This is a genomic window from Halopseudomonas xinjiangensis, assembly GCF_900104945.1.
GTDB classification, from domain to species: domain Bacteria; phylum Pseudomonadota; class Gammaproteobacteria; order Pseudomonadales; family Pseudomonadaceae; genus Halopseudomonas; species Halopseudomonas xinjiangensis.
Genome location: NZ_LT629736.1, coordinates 1,402,380 through 1,423,281, shown reverse-complemented (window position 1 = coordinate 1,423,281; position 20,902 = coordinate 1,402,380). Strand labels below are relative to the sequence as shown.

The following is a 20,902-nucleotide window of genomic DNA, read 5'->3' as shown; positions in this document are numbered from 1 at the left end:
CCACACGACGGGCGAGCAGACCACAGAAGACGGCCGCCTCACCAAGGAGTAATCAATGCGCGCGCACTACCTGCAACATGCCCCGTTTGAAGGGCTCGGCAGTATCGAAGACTGGCTTCGCGACAAGGGTTATGGCATTACCGCAACCCAACTGTATTCCGACGATCTTCTGCCTTCGCTCCGCGAGGTGGACCTTCTGATCGTGATGGGTGGGCCCATGAGCGTGAACGAGGAAGCTCAGTATCCATGGCTGGAGCGCGAGAAAGCGTTTATTCGAGGCGTCATCGACGCAGGCATACCGGTCCTGGGCGTATGTCTCGGTGCGCAACTGATCGCCAACGTCATGGGCAGCCGCGTTTTCGCCAATAGCGAGCGTGAAATCGGCTGGTTTCCGGTCGAGGCGGTAGAGCATGACAAGGCCGACGTGTTCCGTTTTCCAGCGCGAGCCACTGTTCTGCACTGGCACGGAGAGACATTCGAGATGCCGTACGGTGCGGTGCATCTGGCACGCAGCGAGGCCTGCAGCAATCAAGCGTTTCAACTGGGCCGCAATGTCATCGGGCTGCAGTTTCATCTGGAAGCGACTCCTCGGCTGTTGGAGGAGTTCATCGAGTCATCCGGCGGCGACCTTGAACCTTCTCGCTACGTGCAGTCTGCAGAAGCGATTTTGGCAACCGAAGCGGAACGGCTCGAGGAGGCGCGGCGTCTTATGGTGCAGATACTCGATTTTCTATACCAAAGGCGAAGCAATGCAGATTAAACGGCACGTGTTGAGGTTCTCAGTTCTGGTGTTAGTGGTCGGCCTGATGGGGGGCTGCGTACGGCTGCCAGCTGAGGTGGAACCGGTCCGCAATTTTGACCCGCAGCGCTATCTTGGGACCTGGTATGAAATAGCGCGGCTCGATCATTCTTTCGAGCGCGGCCTCACCAGCGTGACCGCTCAGTACAGCGAGCGTGACGATGGCGGGATAGCCGTTCTCAATCGGGGCTACGATCAGGAACAAGGCGAGTGGAGCGAGGCCGAGGGCAAAGCCTATTTCGTCGAGTCGCCGGATATAGGCCATCTGAAGGTGTCGTTCTTTGGGCCATTCTATAGCGCATATGGAATCTTCGAGCTGGATGAGGCCTATCAATATGCCTGGGTCGCCGGTCACAACCGCGATTATCTATGGCTATTGGCTCGGTCGCCCCAGCCTGACCAGGCGATGGTCGAGCGTTTCGTCGAAACAGCGAAAGAGCTTGGCTACGATACTGGCGAGCTGATATTCGTCGAACACGAAATGAGCGCTACACTTGAGCAGTGATAGCGGTCGTCACCCCGACCGCTGCAAACGGAATTCAGACCAAGGTCTAGGTTGTCTTGCAGTCGCCCGCGTCTGAAACTTGCTTATTACTAAAATTATAATCAGGAGTCTTGCATGAACGCGGTGATCCTGCTGCTTGTGGGTTTGGGCACCATGGCCCTGGGGTATTTCGTCTACTCCAAATTCATTGCCGAGAAGATTTATCGCCTCGATCCCGATTACCGTACTCCCGCACACGAATTCGAAGATGGTGTGGACTTCGTTCCGACCAACAAATTCGTCCTGTGGGGGCACCATTTCACGTCCGTCGCTGGCGCCGCTCCGATCGTGGGACCAGCTATCGCGGTGATCTGGGGGTGGGCCCCGGCATTCCTCTGGGTAGTGCTGGGTACCGTGTTCTTTGCCGGGGTGCATGACGCCGGCGCCATCTGGGCCAGCGTACGCAACAAGGCTCGATCCGTCGGCTCGCTCACGGGAGATGTAGTAGGCAAGCGGGCTCGCAGCATTTTCATGATTGTCATCTTCCTCGTGCTGCTGATGGTGAACGCGGTGTTCGCTGTGGTCATAGCCCGCTTGATGATGAACTTCCCAACCGCGGTTTTGCCGGTCTGGGGCGCCATCATCGTTGCGCTGATCATCGGCCAGTTGATCTACCGGCGCATTATCGGTCTTGGCCTGGTATCGGTGCTCGGGGTTGTCGCGCTTTACGCATTGATCCTGGCCGGTCCGTCGGTCCCGCTTCAGATGCCTGCGGAAGTTGCCGGCATGTCCGGTAACGCAGTATGGATTCTGCTGCTGTTCGCCTATGCGGCGATCGCTTCGATTCTGCCGGTATGGGTGCTTCTACAGCCGCGCGACTACATCAACGGCCTGCAGTTGTTCGTCGGCCTGATCATTCTTTACGGCGCCATTTGCGTACTGAATCCGACCATGGTCGCTCCGATGTTCAACGACAACGTGCCGGCCGGGACGCCGTCGATCATCCCGCTGCTCTTCGTTACGATCGCCTGCGGAGCAATCTCCGGTTTCCACGGTCTGGTTTCCTCGGGGACCACCTCCAAGCAGCTCAATCGCGAGACCGACGCCCGTTTCGTCGGCTATTTCGGCGCGATTGGGGAAGGCGGTCTGGCGCTTGCGGCGATCCTCGTGGCGACGGCGGGCTTTGCCAGCCTGGCCGACTGGGAGGCGATGTACAGTGCGTTCGGCCAGGGCGGCGTGACGGCTTTCGTGGAGGGCGGTGCGTACATCATTCACCACGGTCTCGGATTGCCGGAAGTCACCGCGGCAACACTGCTGACGGTAATGGCTGCGTTGTTCGCTGGTACCACCATGGATACAGGTCTGCGCCTGCAGCGCTACATTTTCCAGGAGTGGGGCGAGATCTATAACCTCGAGTGGATGAAGAAGCCGCTCCCGGCAACCTTGCTCGCGGTCGGCTCCTGTATCCTGCTGGCGTTCGGTGCCGGCGGTGCGGACGGCTCCGGCGGCATGATCATCTGGCCGCTGTTCGGTACCACCAACCAGTTGCTGGCAGGTCTGACCTTGCTCGTAATCACCGTGATGCTGGTCAACCTGCGCCGTCCGATGTGGTACACGCTGGCGCCGCTGTGCTTCCTGCTGGTTATGACGGTCACCGCGTTGGTTTTCCAGTTGCGCACCTTCTACGAGCAAGGCAATTGGTTCCTGCTGTTCCTTGATGTCGTGGTGCTGGTGGCCGCGATTCTGGTCGCCATGGAATGTGCCGCTTCCCTCAAGCGCCACCGCACCAGGGTGGCTAACGAGGAGCGGGGATGACTCGCGGATCATTTCCGCGAGCTCCGCGGGCCTGGCTTAGCCAGGCCCGTTTCTTTCTGGAGGAAGCCTACAGCGCGCGCTACCGGGGAGCTATAGCACGCGCACGGCGCGACGAGGACGACCTCTTCATGTTGCTGGTCTTCGCTGAGCTGATGGGCGTCCCCAACCCTGCCGCGTACTACACCCTCGAGCTACAACCCCTTTTGCTTGAGCGGTTCCATGACTGGCATCGCCGTCAAGGTATGGAACATTCCCCGCTGGATCATTTTTGCTGCTGTTAGGCAGCTGCAATAGGAATCACCATGTTCGATTTGCTGGAGCGCCGCCTGCTTTGGGTTGGCGGCAAGGGAGGGGTGGGGAAGACCACGGTATCCGCCGCCCTGGCAATCCTCGCCGCACGCCGAGGCAAGCGTTGTCTCGTGGTGTCAACCGATCCGGCACATAGCCTTGGTGATGCATTGGATCGTTCGCTCGGGCACCACCCGCAACGCATCCTGCCTAATCTGGACGCGATGGAAATAGATCCGGACGTTGAAGTCGATGCTCATCTGGAAAGCGTGACCGAGCAGATGCGTCGCTTCGCTGCGCCGGAAATGATGACCGAACTGCAGCGGCAAATGCAGCTCACCCGCCACTCGCCGGGCACACAGGAGGCAGCTCTGCTGGAAAGGATTGCGCGGCTGATCACCGACCAGCACAGCGAATACGATCTGATCATCTTCGATACTGCGCCGACCGGCCATACGCTTCGTCTACTGACGCTGCCGGAAGCAATGGCGGCCTGGACCGACGGGCTGCTATCGCATAACCGGCGCTCGGAGCAGCTGGGCAAGGTCCTCAAGCATCTTACGCCGAAGGCTGGGCGCGATGTTGCCAGCCCGTTCGATGACCCACGCGAAGACCGCCTGAGCGATCTGGACCAGAAAACCCGTGACGTGGCGACCGTCCTGCTGAATAGACGCAGGCTTTTTCACCAGGCCCGACGGCAGATCGAGGACTCCCGACAAAGCGGCTTCATCTTTGTGCTCACGCCTGAGCGACTGCCGATACTTGAGACCACCCGTGCGGTCGCCACCTTGCGAGAAGCCGGGGTGCCAGTGGCCGCTGCGCTGGTGAACCGGGTGATTCCCAGTGAGGCCGATGGGCAGTTCCTGAGCCGGCGGCGTGAGCAGGAAGCCGTTTATCTTCAGCGCATCGATGACGAGCTGGGCGATCTGCCGCGACCGCGGCTGCCCTGGCTGGAAACCGATGTCCAGGGCATCGGCATACTTGAGGAGATCGCTGGCCGGCTGGAAAACGAAGGGTTCTGATAGTCTTGAAGCAAAGCGGGGCAGAGCGGATCAGGTAGTCTCGGGGCTGGACAGGTCGACCGAATGTTCCATTGCAGCGACAGCTCGTCGCATGTGCTTTGGCAAACCGGCACCTGACCGGATAGTCTACCTCCATAGAAATCGTCGCCCAGGGATCGGGGAACAATGACGCCAGATATCTCTACTCTCATGCTGGTTCTCGCACTGACCACCGTCATATCGGTCGTCGGTCTGCTGGTCGCCAGCTTCCTGAACCGTCAGATCGTTGCCATCCGTTATTGGGCCGGTGGGTTGACCGTGTTCATACCCGGTCTGCTCTGGCAAGTATTCAGCCCGCCACTGCCGCTATGGATCAGCGCCGTTATCATCACCCAGGCCTATTTCATTCTGTGGTGGGGGACGCGGTGTTATCGGTTTGGCCAGGCGCAACCCCAGTTCTTCAAGGTCATGCTGCTGCTTTGTCTCATACAGGGGAGCGCGTTTTTCGCGTTTCAGGATTCGCTGCGTATCAGCATCATGATCCACAGCGCAGTCGTGGTCGGGGCCTGCCTCGTTACAATGCTTGAAGCCGTGCTGATGCGTCTGCGTCAGCGGGCGTTATTGCTGGCCTGGGTAGTCCTGTGGGGCGCTCACGCAACGGTGTACTGCCGGCGGTTCTTGCTATACGCCCTGGACCCGGCCTACGCCGAGGTCACCAGCATGCACGCCGCGTCATCGGTCGAGGCAGTCAACTATCTCGAAGGCATCGCGTTCATATACGGGTTCTCGCTTATCTGCTTCATCTTCACCACGCTTCGGCTTCAGCAGGCGCTGCGCCGGCAGGCCACGCGCGATCCGTTGACCGACCTGCTCAATCGTCGAGCTTTCGAAGAGACCAGCACCCGGCTGCTCGCCCAGGCACGACGTTTTCGGCGGCCGCTGAGCGTGCTGCTGATGGATCTGGATCGGTTCAAGTCGATAAACGACCAACATGGTCACAAGGCTGGCGATCTGGTCCTGCAGGCTTTTGCCGGTCATCTGGGCAGACATCTACGCGCGACGGATCTCTCCTGCCGTTATGGTGGCGAAGAATTCGTCGTGTTGTTGCCTGACACCGATCTTGCTCAAGCGCGTGAATTATCCGAGCGCGTACGCGAAGCCTGGCAGCGGGTTCCGCTGGACATCGGGACGACCAATCTGGCGGCTACGGTCTCTATTGGCCTGGCCAGCGTGGCACAAGGGGACGCTCATGTTCTTGATGATCTTATCGAGCGCGCTGACCACGCGTTGTACCGCGCCAAGCAACTTGGGCGAAACCGGAGCCACGTCTGGCAGGAAGGGCTCCGTCTGGCCTCGTTCGAAAATGTTGTCTGAAGGGCGGTGAACGGTGCTTGTTTTTGTTTGCTCTGTACCATAGAGTACTTTGCATAACATAAATAAAAGCGAGACTGTCATGCCCCCATCGGCGGAAGAGGCCGCACGCGCACTGCGTGAGATTGCGACGATACGCGCTCGTGCTGCCGGGTTTCAGGACTACCGTGCCGAGTCCAGTCAGCTGATTCTGTGGGGCTTCGCCTATGCACTGGGCTTTGTTCTGACAGCCCTGTTTCCCGCTTTCATCCTGCTGGTCTGGTTGTTCGTTGTGGCTAGCGCCCTGACAGCCGGCACAGTCACTGCCTGTCGCATCAACCCCGAAATTCCCGGCATAGCATGGCGATACCTGACGCTGGTCGGCGCCATCCTGCTCTTCTGCATCATTCTGAACATCATCATGTGGCCGCTCAGCCCAGAGCAGAGCTCGATGATCGGGCCACTGTTCGTTGCGGCGCTGTATGTTATCCGCGGCGTTCAGCTACGGCCTCGGTATCTGGCTCTCGGCGGCTTACTCGCAATAGTGAGCGTCGCCGGCTTTTCGTCTTTCATTCGATCTTCTGGTGGTGGATGGCAGGAAGTTTCGGCGCAAGTCTGATACTCGCCGGTCTGTGGCTGAGGCAGCAGTGATGCAGACGCCGGATGAAATCATCCACCAGCCGGTAAGACTCAAGGTCATGGCTGCGCTCAACACGCTCGAGCCCGGGCGCTGGCTCGAGTTCGTGGTATTGCGATCGATCGTCGACACCACGGATGGAAACCTGGGCGCGCATCTTTCGACGCTGGAAAACGCCAGCTACGTGAAGATCGTCAAGGATTTCGCCGGCAAGAAGCCCCGTACTCGAATCAAGCTCAGCCAGCAGGGGCGCGAAGCGTTCGGTCAGTATGTCGCTACATTGCACGCCATCCTGGCCCCCCAGGATCTGGATTCGTCCAACTAACGCCAACCGATAACACAATAACAAAGGGGTTTTCATGTACATGCACGCTGTCCGTTCTGTCTCTGCTCGCTGGCAAGCCCGGCTGCGGCTGGTTGCCTTGTTGACACTGTTGGGTTGCGGCGGCATGTCCGCTGGGCTGGTGCTGGCACAAGCTGAACCGACTGAAAGGGGCCGCGCGCAAGCTCAGCCACAGGTCGAAGTGGAGCCAGCACTCGGGGCTGCGGAAACTGGCTCTTTTGGTGTGCGAGAGATGTTCGAGCAGGCTGATCTGGTGGTCAAGGCGGTCATGATCGTGCTGGTGGTCTGTTCGCTCCTGACCTGGGCCGTGCTTCTGGAAAAGATCGTCGTGTTCGGCCGAGCCAGGCGAGGCAATCTGCAATTTCTCGCCGCATTCCGGCGCGGCGATACCGCAGCCATGCAGGACCAGGCCGAGCGAAGCGCGATGGGCCGCATGTGGCAGGTAGCGCAGGCCGAGCTGCAACAGTTCGGTCGCCGCGATAACCCGCCGGCCGATCAGATCAATCGTTTGCTCCAGCGTATGTCGTTGACTTCAAGCATCGTGCAGGAGCGGGATCTGGCGCGCCTCGGCAGCATGATGGGTGTGCTTGCGACGATCGGCGCTACCGCCCCGTTCATTGGGTTGTTCGGGACGGTCTGGGGGATTCTGAACAGTTTTGCCAGCATCGCTACGTTGAAGTCAGCGAGCCTGGCGGTGGTAGCGCCGGGTATCGCTGAAGCGTTGCTAGCGACGGCTCTCGGCCTGTTCGCTGCGATTCCCGCGGTGATGATCTTCAACAAGTTCGCGCGGGATATTAACGGCTTCGTCGGTTCCCTCGACAACTTCTCGGCGGAGATGATTGCTTCGGCGTCAAGACAGATGGACGGGGTGCGCTGAGATGGCCATCCACTTCGATTCAGGTCCGATGGTCAAGCGGCATAACTATCAGCAGAACGCGGAAATGAACATCACGCCCTTTGTCGACGTGATGTTGGTACTGCTGATCATTTTCATGGTGGCGGCGCCCCTGGCGACGGTCGATATTCCGGTGGACCTGCCGAGCAATGCAGCCGCGCCGGCTGCGCCACCTGCAGAACCGATCTACGTGAGCGTTCAGGCGAGCGGGGCGCTTTTCATCCAGGAGGAGACCACATCGCTTGCTGCGCTGCCGATGATGGTGCGTAACCTGACCAGTGGCAACCTTGAAACGCGGGTCTTTCTCCGCGGCGATCAGGCCGTTGACTACGGAACGCTGATGCGCGTGATGAACACGCTGCAAAAGGCCGGTTATACCCGTATCAGTCTGGTTGCCACGGAAGAGCTGGTCCCCTGATGAAGGCGAACCAGTCCAACGGCTGGGCGTTGCGTCTGACCGTCATCCTAGCCTCGTTGGCAGCGCATGCCACGCTGGCCGCCTGGCTTTTCAGCGAGCGATTCTCGCAGCCGGTGGTAGCGGCGGAGACTATCGTGGCAGTCGAGCTGGTGCAGCCTCCGGAACCGGAACCGGAACCGGAACCGGAACCGCAAGCCGAGCCTGAACCGGAGCCCGAACCCGAGCCCGAGCCCGAGCCGGAACCTCAACCCGAGCCGGTGCCGGAGCCCAAGTCAGCACCGAAGCCGCGCCCCGACCCCAAGCCCGTACAGAAGAAGCCGGCCGGGCCGCCTAGCCATTCATTTGGCGAAAACCAGGACTGGGCGCCGCCGCCATCCACTGCATCGAACAGCACCAGCAGCCGTGGTCGGCCCGTACCATCCGGCTATGCCGATACCGTCAAAAACCGCGTGATCGCCAATCTGAAACGTCCGGAGGGGTCGGTCTACAAGCCACCGCCGGGGTACAAAGGTGATCCGAACGACTTCAAGCGCCAATGCTACATCCCGTACGAGATCACCATCGACCAGAACGGAACGTTGCTGGGTTACGAGATCGATCGATGCGGAGACGAAGTGCTCGATGCCGCAGCTGAGGCGGCCATCAGGCAAGCCGGGCCCTTCCCGCCGCCACCTAACCAGGGCGGCACCCGCTACACCATTTACGGCACAGCCATATTCATCAAGTAAGCGGAGACTGTCATGCGTGTGATGTGTACTCGAACCGGACTCGCCAGCATCGTCGTCCTGCTGGCAGCATGCAGCTCCCCCGACGTAATGCAGATGAAACCGGTCGACACCGGCCCTCGAAGCTTCCAACCGAGTGTCGAGACGCTCGCCAGCTTCGAGTGTGCAGGCGCGCTGCCGGCCGTGCATCAGGCGATCTGTTCCAGCGAGGTGCTGGCCAGGGCCGATAAACAGCTGGCTGCGCTGTATCGCGACCGGCTGCGCCGTCTCGACGTGCCCGGAGCACTACTGCTTGAAGCCAGCCAGCGCCAGTGGCAGCTCAGCCGCGCCGAGCAATGCGGGTTGAACGAAGCCGCCTCTGACGACGCGCAGGTCCAGGCTTGCCTGCTCGGGCTGTACCGTCGACGCAGTGAGGATATCCTGGATTGGCAGGCCGCCGAGCCGGCGGGAGAAGATCGTCCGCATGCACTCGCGAGCTACGCCGAATATAGGCTCATGGACGGTGCGGAGGCAGGCTATTGTGCGGCGACCGCATCAGCACTCAACGACGACCTGCGCCGTCATGGCTGGCCCAATCCTGGCCGGCTCGATGGGGTCACGCTGCTGGCCGGAACCCACGCCTCCGCAAACCAGGCAAGCGTCGATGGCCGCAGCGTCGAAGTGGCGGTCCACGACGCAGGCCCGTTCGGCGGGTACGAGATACGTCCCCGCGGCCTGAGCGTCGATGGCGCGCCGGTTGCAGACGATCACACTCTGCCTCGCTGGGTAGCCGAGCAGCCGAACTACGGCGGGCGGGCACACGCATCCTCCTCTCAGACGGGAGACTATGGCTCGCTCGATGTATTCGAGCGCAACGGCAAGACCCTGGTACTGATCAGTGAAACCTGGGGCTTCTATTCTGCCGCCGCCAGGGGCGAGTCAGCGTACGCCGGGCTATACGAGCTGCAGGACGGCAAGCTTCAGCGCCGTTGTCTGTATCAGACCTACCTCACCCCGCCGAGAACCAATACCCTCGCAGGGCTGGCTGTTTACAGCCAGCTCGACGACGCGCTGTCGATCATAGCCGGCGAGCCGCTTCCGGGGTACGCACAGCATGAGCGACGCGACAACTACCAGAGCTGGAAGGAACGGCAGTGGACGCTGCTCAACCTGCCGCTCCTGGGAGCCGACGGCTGGTCCCGATACGGTCGAGACGCGGCCATTCGCGAGCGCAACGACGCCGTGATGGAAGCTTTTTTTGCGTGGTCGGAGCGAAACCTGCGTAACAAACAGATCTACCGGCGGGTCATGCCGTTACTGCTGCCAGCCCACCAGGAACTGCGCGGCATGTATGGCCAGCACGGCCTGTCCGCAGAGGAAAGTCAGCGCGCGGCCGACCTCTTACTGCTCGAAACTGTCGCTCGCGCCATGGAAAATCTCGAGGCGCCCGCAGCGGATCCGGGGATGCCGCCAGCGGCGTTCGCCCAATACAGCCCGCGCTTCGCCATCGCTCCGGCGCCCGGCGACCTGGAGAAGGGCCGGCAGTTTTCCACATTGCACAGCGTGGTGCTGAACAACGCACCGTTGCACGTGGTGCAGGACTTCGTCGACTACGAGAGCAACGCGTTGGGCGCCGAGCGAGGCAGGGGGCCGGACAACGACTCTGCCACCATGGCTGCCGTGGGCAATCCGGAAACGCTCGCGCTGCTGCTGCGTGAAGGCTTTGACCCAGACCAACGCAACGCCTGGGGCAAGACGGCACTGATGATGGCCGCGCAACTCGACCAGGCACCCAGCGCCGAGCTGTTGCTGGATAGTGGCGCCGACGTGCATGCGCACACCTCGCCGAATCAAGGCGCTGGCGTGGGCGGGCCGGACCGCAAGGAGGCTCAGGCCGCCCGTCAGACTGCGCTTCTGTTCGCTGCTGCACACGCTCAGGGAGCCTTGATAGATAGCCTGCTTCAGGCTGGCGCCGCCCGGGAGGAGTGGGGCGGATACGATCGCCAGGTTTGCGCGCGTATCAAGGGAAACCCGAATCTGAACGAGCAGGTTCGCGCTACGATCAGTGATCGGCTCTGTGCTACCGAATACGAGCCTGCTCTCACCAGAGCCAAGCCAGGCAATCTGCGCGCCGGCGAAGTGTACGTAGTCAGGGACGGCGGTCAGGAGTATTCCATCAGCCTGAAAGAGAGGGAGGCGATGTCGTTGTTTGGACGACCTCTGCAGATCGCACCGGAAGATTTGCGTAAGCGGCTGCGCAAGATCGGCACTACGGTCGGCACGGCAGCGGTGAGGCGTGGCGGCGGCAAGCTCACCGGCCCGCTAACGCTGGTGTTCGATGACCTTTCAGCCAATAGTGAACAGCTACTGAAACTCAAGGTCAGTTTCCCTGTGAGCCCTGGCACGACGCCAGTGGGCGGATATACCCTGGACTCCAGTGAACCTGCGAAGGTTCTGGCAGTGACGTTCGACCCGCAGCGCAACGACGTCGAAGGCACCTGGAGAGCCCTGTTGAGCGCCGCATACACCCAAAGCTTCACGCCAACTGGCCGGGGTTATGTGACCATCGACATCCGCGGAAAGCCGGTGACCGAATATCAATTGGTCGTCGTCGAAAACCAGCAGTAACCATGAGGCAGCGCTGCGGCGCTGCCTGTGAAACGAGAGAAGAAAAATCAGATACCCGTTGAGTGTGGTGGTGTTGCTCTGTTTGCTTACTGGCTGCGCGACCAGCCTGCCGGAGCACGACCTGCCCCCGAGCTACACGTTGTCAGTGCGGCAGGACAGCAAGATCGCGACGTACGTCGGCAGCCGACAGCCTGAGCCTACCGCTTCCGGGTTCGTGCTGCTGCAAGCGGGCCCGGACGCACTGGCTGCTCGCTTGCAGCTCATCGAGGGGGCCGAGCAGAGTCTCGATCTTCAGTACTACATCTACAATCAGGATCGAACCGGAGCCCTGGTGGCGCAGAGGCTGCTACGTGCCGCCGATCGTGGCGTTCGCGTACGGCTGCTGCTGGACGATCTCGGGAATCAGCTCGACGGCGAGCGGTTGTCCGCCCTGGACCGTCATCAGAACATCGAGGTGCGCCTGTTCAACCCGCTCACCCTTCGCCAGCGCTGGTTGCGCAATATCAGCAAAATCAGTGAGTTCGGCCGCATAAACCACCGAATGCATAACAAGCTGATGATTGCGGACGGGCAGGTTTTCATCACCGGCGGACGCAACATCGGCGACGAGTACTACGCCCTCAGCGAAGTCAATTTTCGCGATCTGGATATCATGGGGATCGGTGCGGTCAGCCCGGAGGTTGCGCGCAGTTTTGATCACTACTGGAACAGCGACAAGGTATTGCCGATCGGGATGCTCGAGCGCCGGGTAGGGCGGACCCGCTTGCAGGCGCTGCGCGCGCGGCTGGTCCGGTCAACATCGAGCTTCGACGAAGAAGCCTACCGCAAACGCATCAAGGTGTCGGCATTTCGCCATTTCCTCGATACCGAAGCGGTTCGCTGGCATTGGGGCCTGGCAGACTGGATATACGATCCGCCAGCGAAGGCGGATCCATTCGATAGGCTCAATACTGTTCCGCTCGTTGGGCGCAGTCTCGTTCGACATGCCTCCGAGGCGGACGGGGAGCTGCTCGCCATTACCGCCTATTTCATCCCCGGAGATGAAGGCCAGGACTTCCTGCTGCGCCTGGCTGAAAATGGTGTGGACGTCAAGGTGCTGACCAATTCGCTAGCGACAACTGACGTGGTAGCGGTGCACAGCAGTTATGCCCCATATCGCGAAGGGCTGTTAGCCGGTGGCGTACGCATATGGGAGCTGAAACCGCCACGTGGCCCCCGTCGCGACGTTCAACCTTTTTTCAACGAATCGACTGCAAGCCTCCACGCCAAGGCGTTCGTATTCGATAGGGAGCGCGTGTTCATCGGCTCGATCAATCTGGATCCTCGATCCATTTCCCTGAATACCGAATCCGGCGTGCTGGTCTACGACGACAAACTTGCCCAGCAGACGGCGGAGCTTTTCGAGCTCTGGACGGGGGAAAACACCGCCTACGAGCTGGAACTACGCGACGGCTCGTTGCATTGGCAGGATGGGCAGCGCACTTGGCGGCGGGAGCCACGAGCCGGCACTTGGCGTCGGTTGGGCGCCTGGCTCTTCCGTTGGTTACCGATCGAAAGCCAGCTTTGAATTCACAGTAGCGGGCTCATGAAATACATCAGTCGCTCCAATGCCCGGGCGGCACGGCTGCGCTGCTCCCAGCGCTCGCGCATCAGTCTCTCGCTGCTCGCCTGATACGAGGCCAACAGGTTGGCGACGTCGCGGCAACCCTCGGGGGTGGTCACTGCCACGGTCAGCTCGAAGTTCAGCTGCAGGCTGCGAATGTCCAGGTTCACGCTCCCAACCAATGCCAGTTGGTCGTCCATGAGCATGGCCTTGGTATGCAACAAACCGCCGTAGAACAGATGGATCTCCACGCCCGCGTCGAGGAGTTCGGCGAAATACGCCCGGCTGGCCCAGTTGACCATCACGGAGTCGTTGCGTCGTGGCAGTAGCAGCTTTACCCGCACCCCACGCCGCGCGGCCTGACACAAGGCGTCCAGTATGGCTTCGGATGGGACGAAATACGGCGTGCTGATGATGATCTGCTGGTTGGCGCGATAGATGCCAAGTAAGACGGCCTGGCCTATGAGGTCTTCGCCATTACCCGGGCCGGACGGAATGACCATCAGCCACTTCGAATGGCTTGCCTCGCCCAGATCGGAGGCCGGCAGATATCGCTCCCCGGTTTCGACCTCCCAATCCCACGCGAAGACCTTGGCCAGCCCGGCAGCGGCCTGCCCATCCACCCGAAGCATGACATCGATCCATTGGCCGACTTCTGCATCCTGTTTGAAATACGCCGGATCGGCGATGTTCATCGAGCCGGTGTAGGCTACCCGGTCGTCAATCACGATCAGCTTGCGATGCAGGCGCAGGTCGATCCGGTGCGCCAGGGCACGTAGCGGTCTTACCGGCAGCGCAGCGACCACTTCCGCGCCTGCCTCCTGCAGCCGAGTGCATGCGTTCGAGCGAAAAAACGGGCGACTGCCGGCGTGATCGAGCAACAAGGACACTCTGACTCCGCGTCGGCAGGCTTCGACCAGCTCGTCGACCAGCTCGTCGACCCGCCCACCCGGATGCCAGATATACGTCTCGATGCGGATGTTGTGCACGGCGGACCGTACATCGCGGCACAATTCGTCAAAGATCGCCTCGGCAGCGCCTAGCAAACGCAGGTCTGCATAGCTCTGTGCTGCGATGCCGACCTGGGTGATCAGCAGTTGGTCAAGTGCTCTGGTCAACTCTCCACCAGGCAGCGATGCGGGTGGATAACTGCCGGAGCGGGGTGAGCCAAGATAAGGTTCGACCATCTGCGCTGCCCGTTCAGCCCGCTTACGACCAAGGTTGAGCTCCCCGACCAGCAGATAGAGGATTGCGCCCACCACCGGCAGAATGAAGATGACCAGCAGCCAGGCCAGCGTGACGCTGACCGGGTTGCGCAAAGCGATTACTCTGGCCGTGACCCCGGCGGTCAGCAGCCAGTAGAATCCGGCCACCACGATACCGAAGATATTCTGGAAGTTGTCCATGCTGCTCCATCAGACCTGTTTCGTCGCGCCTTGGTTCTTACAGACAGTTGTCTGGCTTGGGTAACCCTGCGAGTTTGCTCACCAGTTTGGCTGGGCTGCCGGGAAACAGTTTCAGGAGATACAGGCTGGTACCTTTCTCCGCGCCCAGTTCCAGCCCGATGTGTTTCACCAGGGGCCGCATGGCCGGGGAAAGCTGATATTGCTGATAGAAACGTCGAACAGCCCGGATCACTTCCATGTGTTCGGGGCCGATGTCGAGACCTTCGCCACGCCCGAGCGCATGAGCTACCGACTCGTCCCAGTCGGCGAGATCCACCAGAAAACCGTCCTTGTCCAGAGCGATAGTCTGGTCGCCGACGGCCAGCGTATTCGAGCTCACCAGCTGATGACCTTTTCGTGCGCCACACATAGCTCGACGAGTTGCTCATAACCGATTACCTGGATCCTTGAAGGCAGGGCGTCCAGAGTCAGTCCGCGTCCAAGCATGTCGCTCTCGATGGCATGAATCCTGACACTGGCAGGCAATAGCCCCAACGACTGCGCCTGACCCGTCCCCGGGAGCAACGCATAGACAGCGTCTTCCAGAAGAACCAGGTGCTGGCCCGCACCGAGTGAGCGTAGGCAGCTGGCGAAGCGTGAGTCACTGTGTGGTGAATGGCGTACTAGATGCAGCATCAGAGCGATACCACCTGATCGTAACTATCCAGCAAAAGCGGAATGTCGCTGCCACTTACCGGTCGGGCATCGAGCATGCATTGGTTGGCCAGGATGCCACGCTCGGTCATCGAGTGGTGACAGACCATGACGTCTTCGACGTCGAAGATCGGCAGAGCCTGAAGGTTCGCCGATAATGCCTTGAGCTGTAATTGCTCCGCATCCTGCCCCTTGAGCAACTGCAACACACCATCGTCCATGAACAGGATGCCCGTCGGAACGCCAAACGCCGCGGCAGCCAAGGCGACGTCGAGCGCTTCGCGAGCGGCCGGGCGTGCCGGTGGTTGTCGGGTAATGATCAACAAGCTACGCATGTCAGGTTCCAAAGGTCACGGCGCGATCGGCAGTTTGCAGCGCTTCAATCCATTGGCCGAGGCCGGAAAGCTCCCAGGGCGTGCCCGTATTGCTGCCCGGCTTGTTCCAGCGATTGGCCTCGTCATCATCAAGGATCCCTCGCTTCAGCGCAGCAGCGATGCAGATGACCGCGTCAAGCTGATGCTGTGCGATGAACTCACGCCACTCCACGTGGATGTCGGCTTCGTCCTGCGGCAACACGGCGAGTTCGGTCGCCAGATGAACGCCGTCGCGATAGAAGAACAGATGAGTAATCTGATGACCCTGTTCCAGAACTGCGCGGGCGAAACGGAGTGCACTGCGAGCGGCAGGATCTTGCGGGCCGGCGAGGAGGGCGATGGCAAATTTCATCAGTCAGACCGTTGAAAACAAGAAGGCCCGCATAAGCGGGCCCCGAAGTATAGCCAAACTGTGGTTCAGTCGTCGCTGCCAAAAATGCCGAGCAGCTGCAGCAGGCTGAGGAACAGATTGTAGATCGAGACGAACAGGGTGATGGTCGCCATGATGTAGTTGTTTTCGCCACCGTGGATGATCGCGCTGGTCTGATACAGAATCACCGCCGAAGAAAACAGTACGAATCCGGCGGAAATAGCCAACTGCAGACCGCTGATCTGGATGAAGAAGCTGGCCACGACAGCACACAGCAGAACGATGAAACCCGCCATGATGAAGCCCGACAGGAAGCTGAAGTCCTTGCGGCTGAGAATGGCATATGCCGAGAGACCAAAGAACACCAGCGCCGTCATGCCCAGCGCCATGGTGACCAACTGCCCGCCATTAGGCAGGGACAGGTACGCGTTCAGAATCGGACCGAGCGTATAGCCAAGGAAACCGGTGAAGGCGAAGGTGCTGACCAGACCCCACGCGGAGTTGCGCAGTTTGGTAGTCAGGAACAGCAATCCGTAAAAGCCAACCAGGGTGACGATCAGGCCCGGGTGCGGCAGGTTGAGGCTCATCGATGTAAAGGCCACCAGCGCGCTGAACGCCATGGTCATTGCCAACAGGGTATAGGTGTTGCGGAAAAGCTTGCTGACTTCCGCCTCGCTGACCGCAGCATGTTGATATGCGCTAGGTCGCTGTTGTGTATTCATGTGCAAACTCTCCAAATGGTAACGATTGATGGTCCTTCAAGACTGCAATTGATCATACCGGCTGGTGGTGGCAAATCAAGTCACAGCCGCTCCAACAGGCGTTTTACAGACTGATGCTTTGTCACAGATTGCGTCAGACCCAACCAGCGCAGCCGAAGCGGCCAGCCCACGAGCAAAGCATTCAGTTAACGCTTTAGACCATTGACTGAATTCAAGTTTCCGGTAGTATTGCCCGCCGTGGAGGGATGGCAGAGCGGTTGAATGCACCGGTCTTGAAAACCGGCGAAGGTGAAAGCCTTCCCAGGGTTCGAATCCCTGTCCCTCCGCCAATCAATGAAAGCCCGGCTTATGCCGGGCTTTTTCGTTTGTCGGCAGGTTACTCGTGAGAACTCTCGTTCGACTCTGTGATTACCATTCCACGCCGATCTTGCCGAAGTGGCCGCCACTGCTTTCGTGGTTGAACGCATCGGCAAGCTTCTCGAGCGGAAAACGGCTATCGATCACGGGCCGGATGCCACTGCTGTTCAGCGCACGGATAAAGTCTTGTTGCTGGCGCCGGTTGCCCACTGTGATGCCCTGCAAGCGCACCTGCTTGCTCATCAGTGCAGCCGTCGGCACCTCGCCCGTCGCGCCGGTCAGAACACCAATCAGAGAAATATGCCCGCCAAAGCGTACCGCCTTGATCGACTGAGCAAGCGTGCCCGGCCCACCCACCTCGATCACATGATCCACACCGCGTCCACCGGTCCAGTTGTGTACGACTTTGCCCCAGTCTTTCTCCTCGCGATAGTTGACGGTGAAATCCGCGCCCAGATCCTTCGCACGCTTGAGCTTTTCCTCTGAAGACGAGGTAATCGCCACCGTCGCCCCCATAAGCTTGGCTATTTGCAGTGCCCAGATGGATACGCCACCGGTACCGAGCAACAGCACGACATCCCCGGCCTTGAGCTGACCATCGACCACCAGCGCGCGCCATGCCGTCAGGCCTGCTGTGGTAATGCACGCTGCTTCAACCGCGTCATAGCCCTGCGGGGCGTGGGTGAAGGCCGTGGCCGGCTGCACCACCACTTCCTGAGCGAAACCGTCGATGCCATCGCCGGGCACACGTCTGAATCCGCCAGCCACCGGCTCCCCGTCCTGCCAGTCAGGAAAGAAGCAGGAAACGACCATATCTCCAACAGCGAACTCGGTAACTCCAGCGCCAACGCTCTCGACGATCCCCGCACCGTCCGCCAAAGGAATGCGTCCATCCTCACTCGGGATATAACCGTTAACCACCGCCAGATCATGGAAATTGAGCGAGCTGCCATGTAACGCCACACGAATCTCGCCAGCGCCGGGTTGGCCCGGGTCGGGGCGCTCTGCCAGGGTGAGACTTTCCATAGCTCGTGGCGAACCTACGGTCATTACTTTCATGCTGCCTCCGGATAGTTGAATGGTTGCTTGCCGTTGAGGGAGAGTCTAGATCAAGGTGGGAAGGGAACCGTGGAGCCTGAAAAGTGAAATCGAGAGTAGGTGGCCGTCGCTGTCTTTTGCCGGAGAAGCCAGTTGTTTCGGCGTACTAGGCCATACCCTTGAGCCGAAACAGGCGCTTTAATGAGTATTCGAAGTGCCGGCTGACTTTGCTGGGTGAAGAAGGGCATGGCTTTGCGTACCTGATGCAGGGCAGGAGCTGCCACGTGAACGGCTGCGTGTAGGCGCCCAGGCGGCAGGGTTGACGGAAGGAGCTCTGGCGCTCCTTGATGCTTGAAAAATTGGACGTACACATGAACCTGACCGACGTTGTGATACTTGATGGGGCCCGTACCGCCATCGGCAGCTTTGGCGGCAGTCTCAGCGCCTTCAGTCCGGCTGAGCTGGGGACATTTGCGGCCAATGCGGCGATTGAACGCGCCGGTGTGGCGGCGGAAGATATCGATCACGCGGTGTTCGGGCATATCATCCCAACAGGTCCCGAGGACGCTTACGTCGCGCGCCACATCGCGCTCAATGTGGGCATGCCGACCGGTTCGGCAGCGCTTAATGTCAATCGTCTGTGTGGTTCGGCGGTTCAGTCGGTCATCAGCGCCGCTCAGATGATCGTCATGGGCGACAGCCGTATTGCCCTGGCTGGCGGGACGGAATGCATGAGCCAGGGTGCCTACATGCTGCCGAATGCGCGGAAAGGACTGCGCATGGGCGATGGCAAGGTAGTAGACATGACCGTGGGCATTTTGAGCGATCCGTTCGGCAGCGGTCATATGGGCCTGACCGCGGAACGAATCGCCGCACAGTACGGCCTGACCCGCGCCGACCTGGACGCGTTTGCCGCCGAGAGTCAGGTTCGCGCTGGACGCGCCATCGCCAATGGCCATTTCAAAAGGCAGATCGTGCCGGTTCCGGTCAAGCAGGGCCGCAACGAGTGCATGTTCCATACCGATGAGCATGTCCGTCCCGATACGACTATCGACAGCCTGGCCAAGCTCAAGCCGGCCTTCAAGCAGGACGGGGTAGTCACTCCCGGTAACGCATCGGGCATCAATGACGGTGCCGCGGCACTGGTACTTACCAGTGCCGCAGAAGCGCGCAATCGGGGCTTGAAGCCCCGGGCTCGTTTGGTCGGTTATGCATTCTGCGGTGTGAACCCCGATGTCATGGGCCTGGGCCCGATTCCGGCAGTCGAAAAACTGCTGACGAAAACCGGATTGGCGATAGGTGATCTCGATGTGATCGAGTCCAACGAAGCCTTTGCCGCCCAGGCGCTGGCTGTCAGCAGGTCGTTGCGGTTGCCTGCGGAAAAGGTCAATCCCAACGGCGGCGCGATCGCCCTGGGGCACCCCGTCGGCGCGACGGGTTCGATTTTGATCATCAAGGCGATGGCCGAGCTGGACCGAGTCGAGGGTCGCTACGGTCTGATCACCATGTGTATCGGCGGTGGCCAGGGAATTGCTCTGATGATCGAAAGGCTCGGTTAAAGATTGCCTTTGAAATCGAGGAACAATCGACGTCCGGGATATCGCAGCGGTAGTAACTTGGGAGCGTCCGGGCCGGGGAGGGTGCTGCAAACGGAAGCGTGCCGCGTGATGCTCGACCAGATGGTGCGAACCTCGATCCTCAAAGGTGAAGTTATCCGTCTGGACTGCACCCTGCGCATGGCCCCCTCGCTAACGGTAGGCTTTTACAGGAGAACACCTTGATGCAATCGGTGAGCAAGCAGGAAGTGGATCTGTTCCGTGATTCGGTGATCAAACTGCTGCATGACGAGGTTGCGCCGCATTATGAAGCCTGGGAAAAAGCGTCCATCGTACCGCGCACGCTTTGGAACACACTGGGCGATGCCGGCCTGCTGTGTGTAGACCTGCAGGAGGGTTGCGGCGGCTGTGCTGCGCCGTTTCGTTTTTCGGTCGTGGTGGTGGAGGAACTGGCGCGCATGGGATTCGGGGCCCTGGCGACCAATGTCATGGTGCATTCGGACATCGTCGCGCCTTACCTAAACCATCTAGGCACGGAAGAACAAAAGCAGCGGTGGCTGCCGGGTATGGCATCTGGCGCAACCGTAGGCGCCATCGCCATGACTGAACCCGGGACAGGTAGTGATCTGCAGGCGATGCGGACCAGTGCCACCAAGGATGGCAACGACTACGTTCTGAATGGCTCAAAAACCTTCATCACCAATGGTCAGCACGCCGATCTGGTCGTCGTCGCCGCGAAAACCGACCCGGCAGCCGGGGCGAAGGGCATCAGCCTGTTTCTGGTCGACGCATCGCTGCCGGGCTTCAGCCGAGGCCGCAATCTCGCCAAGATCGGGCAGCATAGCGGCGACACGTCGGAACTGTTTTTCTCGAATCTGCGTGTACCTGCGTCAGCGTTGCTGGGTGAGGAAGGACGGGGCTTCGTGTATCTAATGCAAGAGCTGCCGCGCGAGCGACTCATGATCGGCGCGCTTGGCGTTGCCGCCGCACGGGGCGCGCTGGATATGACCATTGCCTATGTTCAGGAGCGTGAGCTGTTCGGGCAGAAGCTTTCGCAACTGCAGAACACCCGCTTCGAGCTCGCACGTATGGAGACTGAATGTCGTATCAATGCGGCATTCGTAGATCAATGCATCGAACAGTACCAACGCGGCGAGCTGGATGCAGCCACCGCCTCGATGGCCAAGTACAGCGCGACTGAAATGCAGTGCCGGGTTAGCGATGGGTGTCTTCAGTTATTTGGCGGCTATGGATATTCCAGCGAGTATCCCATCTCGCGCGCCTTCGTGGATGCACGCGTACAGCGCATCTACGGCGGTACGTCGGAAGTGATGAAGGAGGTCATTGCGCGGTCGCTGCTCGGCAAGGCCTGACCCTCGAAAAGGAGGCTCGCCGGAAGTGCCTGTCAGAAGTAGCGATAC

At 60.2% G+C, this 20,902-nt stretch carries 22 protein-coding genes and 1 tRNA gene; 16 read left to right on the top strand and 7 right to left on the bottom strand.

Annotated features, from left to right (window positions below; translation table 11 throughout):
* Nucleotides 1-55: 55 nt before the first annotated feature.
* The 13 genes from BLT85_RS06505 to BLT85_RS06440 all read left to right on the top strand — a co-directional run bounded on the left by BLT85_RS06505 (nt 56) and on the right by BLT85_RS06440 (nt 12,929).
* Nucleotides 56-760, top strand: a complete 705-nt coding sequence (locus tag BLT85_RS06505) for a type 1 glutamine amidotransferase (RefSeq protein WP_093392392.1) — start codon at nt 56-58, stop codon at nt 758-760.
* A complete protein-coding gene (locus tag BLT85_RS06500; RefSeq protein WP_093392391.1) occupies nt 750-1,304 on the top strand; it encodes a lipocalin family protein in 555 nt (184 codons plus the stop codon). Before BLT85_RS06505 ends, BLT85_RS06500 begins: the two co-directional genes overlap by 11 nt.
* 114 nt (nt 1,305-1,418) lie before the next feature.
* On the top strand, nt 1,419-3,098 hold the full coding sequence (locus BLT85_RS06495; RefSeq protein ID WP_093392390.1) for a carbon starvation CstA family protein: 1,680 nt from the start codon (nt 1,419-1,421) through the stop codon (nt 3,096-3,098).
* Entirely contained in the window at nt 3,095-3,379 is a 285-nt protein-coding gene (locus BLT85_RS06490) for a cory-CC-star protein (RefSeq protein ID WP_093392389.1), read from the top strand. Before BLT85_RS06495 ends, BLT85_RS06490 begins: the two co-directional genes overlap by 4 nt.
* Nucleotides 3,380-3,400: 21 nt before the next feature.
* The gene (locus BLT85_RS06485) at nt 3,401-4,408 is read left to right on the top strand and encodes an ArsA family ATPase (protein WP_093392388.1); all 1,008 of its coding nucleotides are present in this window, start codon (nt 3,401-3,403) and stop codon (nt 4,406-4,408) included.
* Between the two features lie 165 nt (nt 4,409-4,573).
* Complete coding sequence (locus BLT85_RS06480; RefSeq protein WP_093392387.1) at nt 4,574-5,761, top strand: GGDEF domain-containing protein; 1,188 nt, start codon at nt 4,574-4,576, stop codon at nt 5,759-5,761.
* A 79-nt stretch (nt 5,762-5,840) separates the two neighbouring features.
* Nucleotides 5,841-6,356: a hypothetical protein gene (locus BLT85_RS06475; RefSeq protein ID WP_093392386.1), complete on the top strand. Its 516-nt coding sequence runs from the start codon at nt 5,841-5,843 to the stop codon at nt 6,354-6,356.
* A 31-nt stretch (nt 6,357-6,387) separates the two neighbouring features.
* Nucleotides 6,388-6,699, top strand: coding sequence for a winged helix-turn-helix domain-containing protein (locus BLT85_RS06470; protein ID WP_093397463.1), 312 nt, complete (start codon nt 6,388-6,390; stop codon nt 6,697-6,699).
* Between the two features lie 34 nt (nt 6,700-6,733).
* The gene (locus BLT85_RS06465) at nt 6,734-7,594 is read left to right on the top strand and encodes a MotA/TolQ/ExbB proton channel family protein (protein WP_093392385.1); all 861 of its coding nucleotides are present in this window, start codon (nt 6,734-6,736) and stop codon (nt 7,592-7,594) included.
* Between the two features lies 1 nt (nt 7,595).
* Nucleotides 7,596-8,030 carry a TonB system transport protein ExbD gene (exbD, locus tag BLT85_RS06460; protein ID WP_407920160.1) on the top strand — a complete coding sequence of 145 codons (435 nt, stop codon included), beginning with the start codon at nt 7,596-7,598 and terminating at the stop codon, nt 8,028-8,030.
* Complete coding sequence (locus tag BLT85_RS16725; RefSeq protein WP_172829815.1) at nt 8,030-8,758, top strand: TonB family protein; 729 nt, start codon at nt 8,030-8,032, stop codon at nt 8,756-8,758. Before exbD ends, BLT85_RS16725 begins: the two co-directional genes overlap by 1 nt.
* A gap of 12 nt (nt 8,759-8,770) precedes the next feature.
* Nucleotides 8,771-11,362 carry an ankyrin repeat domain-containing protein gene (locus tag BLT85_RS06445; protein WP_093392383.1) on the top strand — a complete coding sequence of 864 codons (2,592 nt, stop codon included), beginning with the start codon at nt 8,771-8,773 and terminating at the stop codon, nt 11,360-11,362.
* Between the two features lie 70 nt (nt 11,363-11,432).
* Entirely contained in the window at nt 11,433-12,929 is a 1,497-nt protein-coding gene (locus tag BLT85_RS06440) for a phospholipase D-like domain-containing protein (protein WP_157718139.1), read from the top strand.
* 2 nt (nt 12,930-12,931) lie between these two features.
* Here BLT85_RS06440 and cls read toward each other — a convergent pair whose 3' ends face one another.
* The 6 genes from cls to BLT85_RS06410 form a co-directional block, all read right to left on the bottom strand.
* The gene (gene cls / locus BLT85_RS06435) at nt 12,932-14,371 is read right to left on the bottom strand and encodes a cardiolipin synthase (protein WP_093392381.1); all 1,440 of its coding nucleotides are present in this window, start codon (nt 14,369-14,371) and stop codon (nt 12,932-12,934) included.
* A gap of 37 nt (nt 14,372-14,408) precedes the next feature.
* A complete protein-coding gene (locus BLT85_RS06430) occupies nt 14,409-14,750 on the bottom strand; it encodes a TusE/DsrC/DsvC family sulfur relay protein (RefSeq protein WP_231701549.1) in 342 nt (113 codons plus the stop codon).
* Complete coding sequence (tusB, locus tag BLT85_RS06425) at nt 14,747-15,046, bottom strand: sulfurtransferase complex subunit TusB (protein ID WP_093392379.1); 300 nt, start codon at nt 15,044-15,046, stop codon at nt 14,747-14,749. Before tusB ends, BLT85_RS06430 begins: the two co-directional genes overlap by 4 nt.
* Nucleotides 15,046-15,399, bottom strand: a complete 354-nt coding sequence (gene tusC / locus BLT85_RS06420) for a sulfurtransferase complex subunit TusC (protein ID WP_093392378.1) — start codon at nt 15,397-15,399, stop codon at nt 15,046-15,048. The genes tusB and tusC overlap by 1 nt, the downstream gene beginning before the upstream one ends.
* Before the next feature lies 1 nt (nt 15,400).
* Nucleotides 15,401-15,790, bottom strand: a complete 390-nt coding sequence (gene tusD, locus BLT85_RS06415; protein WP_093392377.1) for a sulfurtransferase complex subunit TusD — start codon at nt 15,788-15,790, stop codon at nt 15,401-15,403.
* A gap of 65 nt (nt 15,791-15,855) precedes the next feature.
* A complete protein-coding gene (locus BLT85_RS06410) occupies nt 15,856-16,530 on the bottom strand; it encodes a Bax inhibitor-1/YccA family protein (RefSeq protein WP_093392376.1) in 675 nt (224 codons plus the stop codon).
* Nucleotides 16,531-16,769: 239 nt separating this feature from the next.
* Between BLT85_RS06410 and BLT85_RS06405 the strand changes: the two genes are divergently transcribed.
* A tRNA-Ser gene (locus BLT85_RS06405) sits at nt 16,770-16,859 on the top strand.
* A gap of 79 nt (nt 16,860-16,938) precedes the next feature.
* Here BLT85_RS06405 and BLT85_RS06400 read toward each other — a convergent pair.
* A complete protein-coding gene (locus BLT85_RS06400) occupies nt 16,939-17,946 on the bottom strand; it encodes a zinc-dependent alcohol dehydrogenase family protein (protein WP_093392375.1) in 1,008 nt (335 codons plus the stop codon).
* A 350-nt stretch (nt 17,947-18,296) separates the two neighbouring features.
* On the opposite strand from BLT85_RS06400, the gene bktB reads away from it, so the two are divergent.
* Nucleotides 18,297-19,484 (top strand): beta-ketothiolase BktB, encoded by a 1,188-nt coding sequence (gene bktB / locus BLT85_RS06395; protein ID WP_093397458.1) that lies wholly within the window; start codon nt 18,297-18,299, stop codon nt 19,482-19,484.
* A gap of 221 nt (nt 19,485-19,705) precedes the next feature.
* Nucleotides 19,706-20,854: an acyl-CoA dehydrogenase family protein gene (locus tag BLT85_RS06390; protein WP_197673875.1), complete on the top strand. Its 1,149-nt coding sequence runs from the start codon at nt 19,706-19,708 to the stop codon at nt 20,852-20,854.
* Nucleotides 20,855-20,902: the final 48 nt, after the last annotated feature.